Source organism: Rhizobium sp. BT-226, from assembly GCF_025847085.2.
Taxonomy (GTDB): domain Bacteria; phylum Pseudomonadota; class Alphaproteobacteria; order Rhizobiales; family Rhizobiaceae; genus Rhizobium; species Rhizobium sophorae.
Map to the genome: position 1 here is coordinate 148,402 of NZ_JAOYTI010000009.1, position 10,954 is coordinate 159,355.

The window sequence follows — 10,954 nt, forward strand, 5'->3', positions numbered from 1 at the left end:
CTGAGACGAAGGACGATAAAGACAACCGTTACTGTGGAGACAAGGACAAGAATGGCCCGGATAATACGGGCCAGGATGAACGGACCCATCACGCGATCTCCTTATGCAGCGCGGTCTCGGGCGACGACGTGATCGATTGCGGGAATTCTTCCGCCCGGTGGCATGCGACTTGCTGACCAACTGGCCGAAGGACGGGTGTCTCGGTTGCGCATCTGTCGATTGCGAAAGGACAGCGCGAACGGAACGCACAACCCTGCGCCACCTTCGAAGCATCAAGCTCACCCTTGATCGGCGGTTCGATATTGCGAACTGTCGGGTCCATCGTCGGAACGGAAGCCAGAAGAGCGCGCGTATAGGGATGGCGTGGCCACTGGTAAACCGACTTTATATCTCCGGTCTCGACGACGCGGCCGAGATACATGACAGCGATGCGATCAACGAGATGACGAACGATACGAAGATCATGGGTAATGAACACGTACGCGAGATCGAGCTCCTGCCAAAGCTCGCGCAGCAAGGCGACGACCTGCGCCTGTACCGAAACATCAAGGGCAGAGACGGCCTCGTCGAAGACGACGAGCTTCGGATCAAGGATCAGAGCACGAGCAATAACCACGCGCTGTCTCTGGCCGCCCGACATCTGATGGGGATAGCGGCTCATCATTGCACTCGACAGACCGACACGCTCTAGCATGGCAGCGGTTCGTTCATAGGCGCCGTCGCGGCCGGACGCCGGTCGATCGTCATCATCGACTACGCGATCAACCTCGAGCATATCGGTGACATCATCGAAAAAGGTCTCCTCAAGAAAGCCTCGCTCAGCCTGAAGCTCTCGGTGGATGGGTACGAAGAGTTGAAGACGCTCTTCGATCTGACCATCGATAACCTGCGGATTGCCCAAACGATCTTCGTTACTCGCGACTTCAATCTCGCCAGGCAGCTGATGGAAATGAAAGTCGAAGTTCGCCGGATGGAAAAACAATCGGCGGAGCGTCATCTCGAATGCCTGCGCGATGGCCGCGCCGACAGCGTACAGACCAGCTCGCTGCACCTCGACGTGCTGCGCGACCTGAAGCGCATCAACGCTCATATTGTCTCGGTCGCCCATCCGATCCTCGACGAGAGCGGTCTCCTGATCGAAAGCAGACTGCGCACTGCGAGCTGATTGCAATCGACCTTAGTCGGAGGCTAGACATGGCAAGAATTTGCAATCCCAGCAGTCATATTCTTGTGGATTGCGGCGTTAGCCAGCTTGGCAGGAAATATACGAATGTAAACATCCCTAACCCTAACCCTAACCCTAACCCTAACCCTAACCCTAACCCTAACCCTAACCCTAACCCTAACCCTAACCCTAAGGTCCGCTCGCATTATCGCTGCTGTCCATCACTGTCCAACGGCTGTCCATCGGGGGTAAAGTTCTGTCCAATTGCCCCAAAGGCTGTCCATCAGTGTTTCCCGGAATGCCACTGCTGACAGGTAGGCTATTACTGTGGGTTAGGGTACGTTTCTCAATTCTTCCAGGAAATCATTCTCGCATCGGAGGAGCGAGTACGATATGGCTATGACAGAGGGCAGGGAGTAAGCCGCCAACAAATGAGATCAAGCGAAGTTTTCTCGTCATGCTGAATTCCATCAAGGAATGCTTGAACACGCGTTGTCTGGAAATGCAAATGGATGCGATAGTTACATTTTATGCCCGCGTGATATTTGATTAATAATAAACATACAACAACAACGTTACAAATCCCCAAGAAGTACAATTACTGTGCTTAATATTTCCGATCGCGCGAATGAAGTGAACGCTGTTTATTGCAATATATAAAGTATGATATTTACCCTAGAGGAAGCGCATATGCAGCAACATTCTAGAATTTATCTAAAATAATTCTACGCTTATACTCATATTCCACATGTAACTATGCATACTTACACGGATAAACCATAATTTAGCATACTTCAGGCCGGGAGCCACTCCAATGGCCAAGTAGACTGGGAGCCAACTGTTACGTTGGCGCAAGGAATTTACCATCATGTTTGGCTTCCTACAGTCAGTTTCCTATGAGGATTTAACGCCTGATCGGTAATAGGGATGGCAACAAGAAGCCCTGACACGGAGCAACAGAAGGAGGGATCACACGACATGCTCCAGCGGATGCGGTTCTTTATAACCAATGTTGCAATCTCTTCCGCAGGGAGAAGTGACGTTGTATCAACAACGGTCGCGGCCCGTGCCGAAGCGAGGTTGGCGCCGATCTGGGGTTCGCGGCGGGCTCAACACTGCACTTTCTAGACTACTGAATTTCGAAGCTCCTGATTTGATGTCTACCCCATCAGGCTGAACGCTGCCAATCGCTACTCTGGAGGCGCTGGCAGGTCCAAGCTTCGGGGCGAAATTCGCAGACCGGTGAGTGTGGGCCGGTTGCCTGAATTCTACGCCCGACTAAGGCGGTGTAGGACAAGGCGCTGCAAGGCAACTGCGCCCTGGAGGGGAGCCGCACTGCGATTATAAAGCCGCGCCCTTCCTCCTCAGCCTTTCCTCGATATCCTCTCTCGCTGCACACGTTACAACTTCATTCACCTCAGACCATCGCGAAAACGTCCCCGACACTTCGACATCCAACAGCAGCTATCCCGACGCGCATCACGAAATCGACATCAGCTTCGAACTCAACAACGACTTTCGGATACTACATTTTCAGAAAAGATGGTTTCAACTGGTACAGCAGAAGGCAATGTACACGCCACCGAGGCGGAAGCCAGGTGAGCATGAAGTGGAACTTATTTGGATCAAACGCGCAATCACGACGCGACAGAACTCAGGACAGAATTTCCATTGACGATGACTACATTACAGTTACCGCCGGCCCTGCCTCTTGCCTTGAAAAAAAAGAGCGCTTGGCAACGATACCCTTCCTGCTCATCGAGGGCCTCTGTGATGGTTCAGGCCGATTTGTTGGGAGAGGGGCAGCGATACTGTCAATGAAGGCATCACACTCCTTCCGAAAGAGAATGTCCGCCTTCCGAGCTGTCTCTTCAGAGATAGGGAGCATGTCGAGAGGGTCAGACCGCGTCAAACTGGGTTTTTCAAAGCGAATGTTTGCCTTCGGCTTCTCCGTCCCTGGACCGCTATCCACGGCCGATGTTAGCGAGAGATGTTGCAACCGAGGGCAGGTGCTGGATACGAGATGATATCAGCTTACCCAGTGAGCAATCCGACGACTTCGTCGAACAGGCGCTGCGCCATTCTGCGCCCGACCTCATAGTCGATCCCTTCGACCCGCGCTGCCGCATATTTGCAGAAGTGCTTCAGCCAGCCGAGGCCTTTGCCGGAGATGCATACGGGCTCGTTGTTCTCCCACACCCAATAACCATCACAGCCCACGACGTATATATTCTGATCGGCGCAATTCGGATGTTCGCGGAGGCTGTTGACAGGTTGGCTGTAGCCGATGACGTGGAAGAAGTTCGCCTTCTTGTCGTTCAAGATTGCCCTTAGTCGATCGGGAGGTGGGCAGGTGGGATACAAGGAGAAATCGGCGGAAATTTCATCCTCAACAAGCTGAAAGGAGTGTTCGCTCGCCGAAAGAGACATGATGGGACGAATTGGTTACGAAATCGAATGTCGCCTGCGGTGAATGATGGTTGGAGGAATGGGCGAAACGGGAGCCAGCGGATCTCTTATAACAGGGAGAGGAACGCGACGAAGGAAATGGGGCATGCCGCGTCTGCCGCAAACTGGAGGGATAAGATTGCTTTTGGGGGATACCCAGTGGCGTTCTTTCACAAGCGAACTCGTCCTCGGCAATACGGTCGGCATGATAAATCCGGATAAAATGTGGCGATCAAACCCCATTCAATCAGCGCCAATGCTCGGGCTCGATGGCGATTGGGCGTAACAGCGAGCGCTTTGCACGGCATTTCGGGGAAGTGACGGATGGGCCGACCCTGGCTTCCCGTCCGTGTTGGTGGGGGGCCTGCTCTAAAAAAATGGAGCTGATAATCGATAGATTGCGACCAAGCGTTCCGTCGTGCTCGAACCGGTTAGCCTGTGTGCAGTGGCGCTGCCCAGCCGCCATGGTCTGCCCCCTCTTCCCGACGTGCGACATGGGTAGGGAAATGTAGGATAAAGAGCGGTTTCCCCTGTCCATCGCTGTCCATCGCTGTCCAACCACCGACTTTACTGTCCAACGGAAATCTTGCTCACGTTCAGCAATACCTACGCTTCACCAAAAATACGACGCAAGAAGATAATTGCACATTTTCAGTTTCGCTATGACGGTTGGCCAATGCGAGCAATATATTCTCCCATTTCTTTTCTACAAGATTGAGTTCTACTTCTGTGACGGCCCTCCATCGCATTCGTACTTCAACAGGCGGAAAATTACTGTCGGAAACTGTACCTTTGCGCTCCCCGGGATCAAACATGTCTTTGTTTCCAAATGCAGCGTCATGGACGTTGAACGGGCCTTCCAGTGCCAGATGGCTTTTCGGCCTATCTGCGAGGACGGCTTTTTGAACCTGCACGGGGACGGCCGAATGGATTATACTCCTGCAACCACGCGTTACTCGCTCGAAGACATCGCGATGATCGCCACAAGTCTTTTCCCCGAGGTGTCCGGCGCGAACATTGAAGAAAGAAGAGAATTCGCACGGAAGTTTGCAGGGACGGTCACAACGAGGAGAGAAGAGCGATGCCTTGACGCCGTGCCCGCGCCGGCGGAGACAGATGTTGGCAAGGAAGAAAGAGCCTCCGCCGTGACGTTCAGGCATTGTGCAACGACGGCAGTTGAGAGCCGCGACGCCAGCCTCGATCTCCGTCGTCCAGATAGTGCCGCAACCATCCGGCCTGGTTCCATCGAAACTGTACTCGCATCTGATCCAACTTCCGAGCCAGACAGTCCTCCGCCAGCCCTCCAGACGCGGCCCAGGTCCCAGGAAGCAGTCAGCCCTTCGGGGTTAATTGGCGTGCCAAAGGATGATCGACCTGCCACCGCGGGCAGACCGGCGAAGCGACAGAAGGGTAACGAAGGTTGGACGAATTCTCCCATGGTTGCGTCTGAGGGCAAGGACGAAACTCGAACGGGTCACGCCCGCAATTCCGGCTCAACATCCTCCAGCGATGACGCCGGCGACAAACGCTCGTTGCGAAATCTGCGTTGGACGAGATCCACCTCCGCGCTCAGAGAGGCGACGATGACGGTTCCAGCCAAAAGCCCCCCTTTGCCCGATCTGGCGACACGCGCGAAACATGTCTTTGGGATGTCGGTCTCGCGTGTAGGCTTGAGGAACATGTTTTCACTAGGGCCTGTGGGGAGAACAGCAGAGGCCTACTAGAATGAAACGCGTTGCAACGGGCGAAATGTTGCGTTGTAGTTATGGCTTCCTTTCTGTAGCAATTTTCAATCAAGATTGATGTTCCGGGCACAGCGCTCTTCTCTTCCGTGACGTTGTGCATCCCCTTTGGCGTGTAGCAATGCGAATGCTGATGGAGATTTTTTACGTGAGCTGCCAACACCGTCGATCAATAACCTGGGCTGCTGCCGCGAAGGTGAGACCGCTGACGGGACAAATTCAGCCACGATCTTGGCCTGAGAGCTGGTTGGTTCCCCCACGCGTCTTGGCGTGAAGCTCCACTTGGGGGCTCGGCGCAGGGTCGTATTCGGCCCAACTTTGGACCGTATCCTTGATGACTGCTGCCACACCACTCGTTTCCAGTTGATTATCCTGGTTGGCCACGTCAGTCGCCGATCAAATGGACAAGGATGGACAGGGATGGACAGGTGATGGACAGCGCAGGGTGGGTGGGCTCAAGCCAGAACAGCCAGGAGGGAGGGGAAACCTGATAAAGTCCGCATCTTCATTCTTTTCGCTCCGTTTTAATTGAAAACCATCCTATTTTCACGCTCCGGCATCCTGAACTGTCTGTACTCCCAACAGCAATCATGGCCAGCGGAGCAACAGGATTTTATATTCTCGATCCCTATGCGGAAGAGTTCACGCTGGAGAAGCTGAAAACAGCAGTCTCTCGGAGGAGGGTAAGTCAACTTTTCCAGCGGTTCCATATCGAATTGCATCGCACTGACTGATCCGCAGTGTGTCGTGAACTTCCTGGGCAGGAAGATCATTTCGCCCGACAAAGATAAACTGGTCCTCGACGTCTGCTTCAAGGAGGTGGCGCGGATGGCCTTAAAACACGGTATCGAGATCTGGTATCACGATCTCGACAACGAGTTCGAGCACGCCTTCCAGCAGCGAACTGTCGACAAGACCTTGTTTGATTTCTTCTCCAAGATCGTCACCGGCAACGGCGGGATAATCCTGCATTCACCCGGTCAGCTGGAGAGCGAAAAACCTTCGCATTCCAACCCCGCCTGGCCGACGGTTTGGAGATCCCTTTCGACGTCGCGCATTCGCCGCATCTCCTATGCGCATATCGCAGCGGCATCGAAATGCGATGATGACGAGAAATGGCCAAAGGGAGTTCATTATCCCATTTTTCTCAGTAAGCGAAAGTCGGGATGGTATTCGATCGGGCTGTTGGTCCTTCTGGTCAGCAATTGTGACCTCTCCAAAGATGACAAAGCCAATCTCGACATGGTCTCTGCGGTGTTGGACCGGAATGCTCCTCAATGGAGGAAGCTGGATGAAATGAAGGATGCATCGGCCGACATTGTGAAAGAAGATGCGGGGCTGATTGTTCATGGCGACTTGGTTACCGTGTAGATAGATCAGCCGATTTCATCGCGCAGTCAAATAAACGCAGCCTTACGAACGGGTGACGTTGTCTTTCAGTGAGGCTCGAAAAGTTTGTCCTGCAGCCGCGTCGTGCAAGATTGCCGAGCGCAAGGCAACAAGATCCAGAAGATCCGGGGTAATATGGACTATGGCCTGCATCATCGCTGACCGGTTGCCTTGAGCCAGCCTTGTCGTACGAGTGCGTCGTTGCCAGCGCGAACCACTTGCCGTCATGCCACAAGCAAACCTGTCTGCAAATCACAGGTCAAGGCATGCAAAGCTGCTCTCGACCGCAAAGGCGATCTGCGTTTCCATCTGATGAAGCAACCGGTATCAGAGAACTGGTGTAGCCGAAATCAAAACTGGAATGGCTTCGACAGATTTTGGGAGATTAACTCACTCCGCTACGGCGGAAGGGCCCTGAAGCAGCTAAATTTGGATGGACAATGGTGGCGTTGCGAACCTTGCTCAATAGTTCGCATTCATTTCCGCCAAGCAGGGGAAGTACGGGATGCTCCCCACACGGTCTTGACGCTTAACCTGAATGGGACGGTGTCTCTAGCCAATGACGCCGTCAATGTGTGATCAACCGCAATTCGCGAAACAGGCCGCTCGCTAAAAGAACGACATAAAGAACTGCGCCCCTGTCCATCACTGTCCATCCTTTATCCATCACTGTCCACCCTTTAACCATTCTTCAAACGAATTGCGAGTTCTGCCAAATCGATTTCCAATCTTCTTGTTGTCCATTCGACGATGACACGCCCGGTTCCCCAGGTTGACGTCGAGCAATTCGCGATCACGGTTCGGAAGACAAAATATGTTTTTTTCATCAGCCCGCTGGCAAGATCGTGCAAACTTTGGCCGAACGATCTGCGCTCTGCCCCCAACACCATCTACCTTCACTGGTGCGACCTGCCGTACGAAATGATGGCGCATGCCATCTCCAACGATCCCCAGCACATCGGCGTCAGCCAGCATGGCATCGTGACTTTGACAGCACGGGGGATCAAAACGTGCCGGTGGCCTTTCAGCAACAACAATTTTTTGCAGGACACCGCTATGAACATCATGATGGCGCTCGCACGTCCCGTTAACGAGGCTTTTGAGTTCCACGCCAAACTCATGACTGCTCTCGATAAGATCAGGCAACGAACGGTTGGAGAGCTGCCCATGATGCGGCTCCATCGGACATTCATGATCCACAAGCTCGCCAATGGCGGTGCCTCTCCAATGATGCTCCCGGGACTGAAACCATGCCGACTGTTGCGCTTCACACACCTGACTGCCGCCGACTTCTGGGAACTCCATGCCGACTGGGCGGAACTTGAGGATCTCTATTACAACGGCACCGCTCCGCGCATTTGCACCCTTCACGCTGCGCCAGACGATGGTTTCAGCAAGTCCGAGGAAGGCGTTGAAGAGAAACTTCCCTCACCACCTCGCCCCGCCTATGCCATTACCCATCAGCTGGAAACGGTTATCGGTGCTCCCCCAAGCCCGCCTGTTAGCGAGAACGGATGGGTTGATCTGATGCCCTCTGTCGAACATTGGGATGGAAGCACAGATGGAATGCTGGAGGAGGGAGATCATGCGAATGGCGTGGGGCGCGAGCGTGAGTTCGGCTCAGACGGGGAATGGATCTCGCGTAGCGATTGCGACACGGACATAGCATGGAGCCCGGATGGCAGTCCTTTTCAGTTGTTTCATTAGCACTTTGAGATCGCTAGTTTTCAAATTTGACTACTTGTATTGATACCATGTGTTGTCTCTCTTCCGTTGAAGTTCTTGATAACTCGTTGAGCCTCACAGAACTTATGATCGGCGCAGGTAGGAAAGCTCAATCCGTTGGTTGCTCTCGGGCATGGCGCGGCACGGCCCGTCCATGCATGCGGTACGTGGGATCAGATGTGCTGCGATCCCTTGCGTCGAATTCAGGCTCAGCGAATGGTAGGCTTGATGCGTAGCGTTTCCACGGGTTCTATTCATCAATATCATCGTCAAACCACGTGACTTGGGGAATGGTCTCGGCATTTACCAACCACTGAGAACATTCCTTCGAGCCCACGCGCGCGCTGGGGTCGGAGAGATGTTTTCGTATTGTTGCACATCGCATTTCTTGCAGTTTGCAAGAGTGACGTGTCATGTTTTCGGTGTGCCGCCCCAGACTGCAAATGGCGTCAAGAACCGTGTGCTCTCACTGGCTGGCCAAGGCCCGTTGATGCGGCCAAGCCCAGGTTGTGTCGCACGAGGATGCGAAGGTGGACCTTAAGCTGGGTCCGTCGGCACGTCTCACTGGATCATTGGTCAGGCTTTATCAGTGCGGGAAATTGGACTTTCATTTTCTGCGGCACGCGCGCACATGGGCAAAAAAGCCCAATGGCCCCAAGAGCACTATTCACTTCTCATTGGTTAGCCAAGGGTCCTAAATGCGGCCGAGCAATATCGTGACACACACTGATGCAGCCCCCAACGTTTTTCGTGGTCAAGGAGGTTTGCCAGCAGTTCTGATTGGCTCGCTGGTTGGGTTCGATAAGTGCGGGAAATTGGTTTTCATTTCCCGAAACCCTGGCGCGTCATGCGCAAAAATTCCAGTGTGCTCAGCCAGGAAATTTGCGGCTCTGCGCGCACCCCTCAGGCTGCGAGACCGGTGAGCGATGTTGGTTAGCCAACGCCCGATTAGTGCCACGACAGCGATCTCTGTTTTTGGTCGGCGTCATCGGTGGAGTGTTATTTTCCCCACGCGCATCGCCCACCCTTCAGATATTTTTTTGCTGCACACCAACTTTCTATTTATCGCGACAACAATCCAACTTTTCAAAATGAACTTCATACGGAATGACCCCGTAAGGCAAGGGAGGGTCGACTTCAATGGCAAAACTGCCTTCTTTGTTTTCCACACCACAGCGCCGTCCCGAGCAGATTGGGAGGAGCTCAGTCGAAGGACTAACCCGGTATCAGCGACGCATTTTCACCTTCTGCCCTTCTCCCTCGCCGCGGTCAGAGAGAACTTTGTTCCCTCTTCGTCCGTGATTGCTATCGCGCTCGATGGCTATCTCAGAGCGGGAGGAGACGGCGTTTCTTCGACCCTCTTTGGTGCTAGGAGAAAGGACAAAATCCGCTCTCGCAGAGGGATCGCCCATTTTGCCTGGGATATTCAGTTCGGTCGGGAAGAGCCTGGCAAACAGAAATACGTGGCTCTGGTTCGTGACGCGCTGACGCGCAGCCGGCAAGAAAAAAGGGACTTGGGTGAGGAGGAGGGCTCGTCAGCGGAGAGGCTGGATAATCGTGGGTTCGGCGACGCGGAAGACCAAAAGGAGCAGGATGAGGATGAAGACTTCCGGTCGGCAGAAGAAGATCTGGCGCCTTTCGACGCGGAGGAGGGACGCTCGGACAGTGGTGACGCCGAGGAGATGGAGGACATAGTCGAGGATACGGGCTCAAAGACCAGCGAGGCGTCCAACCAAAGCAGCGTTGAGAGAGAGGATGCTTGGGGATCGGTGGAGGACAACCCGTCGTCTTTCGACGAAGAGCAGGAACCTGTTGGCATCGGGGAAGACGAGAGCATGGACGATGTGGTTGGAGGAGCAGCACCGGAGTTGGATGAGGCGCCCGAAGAAATCGCGGCAGACAAGCCAGAAAGTCGCGATCTGAGCGATGAGGACTGGGAAGCCTGCAAAGTGGTGATGCGAGGCGGGCGGGGACGCAAGGACAAGGCTCCTCCCGATGATCGACGCTCCCTGAACGGCGTTCTTTATTGGCTTCGGAGCGGCTGTGAATGGAAATACTTGCCAGAACGCTTCGGCAAGTGGAATACCGTCTACAGACGGTTCCAGCGTTGGCAGGAAAACGGCATCTGGGAGGAGATTGAGGTCTGTCTGCGCGAGCGTGGCCTCGACAAGGACTGGCAACCCGACCGTCCTCAAATCAAGAGGAGGCAGTCTTCGGAGCCCCCCGTGCCCGCGGCAGTGGCCAATGTCACAGACCTTCTGGCAACACTCCAGCAATCCTGTGGCGACAGCGGCACGGATCTCACGCGAAACCTGCTCTTGCTGTTAGCCAAAGGGCTTGGTGAGGGGACCGCTAATGGATGAGAGCGCTGTCCATCAGGCCGAGGGGCTGTCCAAGCCTGTCCATCACTGTCCATCGGCTGTCCAACGCTGTCCATTGGGGGTCTCTCGCTGTCCAACGCCGTCTGGAGATCTGCGTTGTCAAA

The 10,954-nt window shown here is 54.2% G+C and carries 6 protein-coding genes and 1 pseudogene; 4 read left to right on the forward strand and 3 right to left on the reverse strand.

The genetic code is table 11. The features are described 5' to 3' along the window. Positions 1–88: 88 nt before the first annotated feature. Positions 89–841 carry an oligopeptide/dipeptide ABC transporter ATP-binding protein gene (locus OIU37_RS34190; protein WP_372353436.1) on the reverse strand — a complete coding sequence of 251 codons (753 nt, stop codon included), beginning with the start codon at positions 839–841 and terminating at the stop codon, positions 89–91. On the opposite strand from OIU37_RS34190, the pseudogene OIU37_RS34195 reads away from it, so the two are divergent. Continuing rightward, a pseudogene (locus OIU37_RS34195) lies at positions 731–1,165 on the forward strand (PhoU domain-containing protein); the annotation flags it as partial. The gene OIU37_RS34190 and the pseudogene OIU37_RS34195 overlap by 111 nt on opposite strands. Before the next feature lie 2,034 nt (positions 1,166–3,199). On the opposite strand, the gene OIU37_RS34200 reads toward OIU37_RS34195, so the two are convergent. Both OIU37_RS34200 and OIU37_RS34205 read right to left on the reverse strand, forming a co-directional pair. Continuing rightward, entirely contained in the window at positions 3,200–3,487 is a 288-nt protein-coding gene (locus tag OIU37_RS34200; RefSeq protein WP_264260101.1) for a hypothetical protein, read from the reverse strand. Between the two features lie 722 nt (positions 3,488–4,209). After that, the gene (locus OIU37_RS34205; protein WP_264260102.1) at positions 4,210–4,527 is read right to left on the reverse strand and encodes a hypothetical protein; all 318 of its coding nucleotides are present in this window, start codon (positions 4,525–4,527) and stop codon (positions 4,210–4,212) included. A 1,575-nt stretch (positions 4,528–6,102) separates the two neighbouring features. Between OIU37_RS34205 and OIU37_RS34210 the strand changes: the two genes are divergently transcribed. From OIU37_RS34210 to OIU37_RS34220, 3 genes are all read left to right on the forward strand, one after another. Then, the gene (locus OIU37_RS34210) at positions 6,103–6,726 is read left to right on the forward strand and encodes a hypothetical protein (RefSeq protein ID WP_264260103.1); all 624 of its coding nucleotides are present in this window, start codon (positions 6,103–6,105) and stop codon (positions 6,724–6,726) included. Positions 6,727–7,494: 768 nt separating this feature from the next. After that, complete coding sequence (locus OIU37_RS34215; protein WP_264260104.1) at positions 7,495–8,451, forward strand: hypothetical protein; 957 nt, start codon at positions 7,495–7,497, stop codon at positions 8,449–8,451. 944 nt (positions 8,452–9,395) lie between these two features. Continuing rightward, positions 9,396–10,832 (forward strand): transposase, encoded by a 1,437-nt coding sequence (locus tag OIU37_RS34220; protein ID WP_372353435.1) that lies wholly within the window; start codon positions 9,396–9,398, stop codon positions 10,830–10,832. Positions 10,833–10,954 lie beyond the last annotated feature (122 nt).